The following is a 602-nucleotide window of genomic DNA, read 5'->3' as shown; positions in this document are numbered from 1 at the left end:
GCGGGCGGCGGCGCCTCGGCGTTCGGCGCTCCGCCCGCCGGAGGCCGCGGCTCCTCGCCCGGGACCGTGGCGTCCCCGGGCTCCTCGCGCCGCCGGCGCTGAGCCTCGACGGCGGCCAGCAGCCCCTGGGGCGTCATGCCGTCGTTGAGCGACTCGTAGAGCAGCTCGGCCAGCAGGTAGCCCGGGGCGAGCCGCAGGACGTGCCCGAGCACGACCCGGGCCGTCGCCGTGTCCCCGGCGACCCAGGACGTCCAGGCCAGCAGGGTGAGCGGGGCCACCGCACAGCCCTCGTACGGCGGCACGGCCCGCCGGGCGAGGAAGCGCCAGAGCCGCTCGGCCGGGGCCAGCTCGTCGGGCCTGGCGTACTCGACGCCGCGGTCCCGCACCAGGCGGTCCCGCAGGGCGAGCAGCAGCTGGGCCGTCCGGTCCGCGTCGAGTTCCCTGGCTCCGGCCCGGAACTCGGCGAAGGCCTGGTCGAGCAGGGCGAGGCGCTGCTCCCTGGCGAGGGCGTCCACGGCCTCGGCCCGGGAGAGCGCCTCGCACTGGGCGGCGTCCGCCGGCGGACCGACCGGGTCCAGCCCGCCGATGATGGCCTTGCGACT

1 protein-coding gene is annotated in these 602 nt (G+C 78.6%); it reads right to left on the bottom strand.

All coding sequences use genetic code 11. The features are described 5' to 3' along the window. Window positions 1-602: DUF4192 domain-containing protein (locus tag AE652_RS42700; protein WP_049661752.1), on the bottom strand; the 602-nt coding region annotated here is incomplete at both ends.

This window comes from Kitasatospora sp. MY 5-36 (genome assembly GCF_001182915.1).
Taxonomy (GTDB): domain Bacteria; phylum Actinomycetota; class Actinomycetes; order Streptomycetales; family Streptomycetaceae; genus Kitasatospora.
Note: the sequence above shows the minus strand (reverse complement) of the source record. Positions and strands in the feature narration are given on the sequence as shown.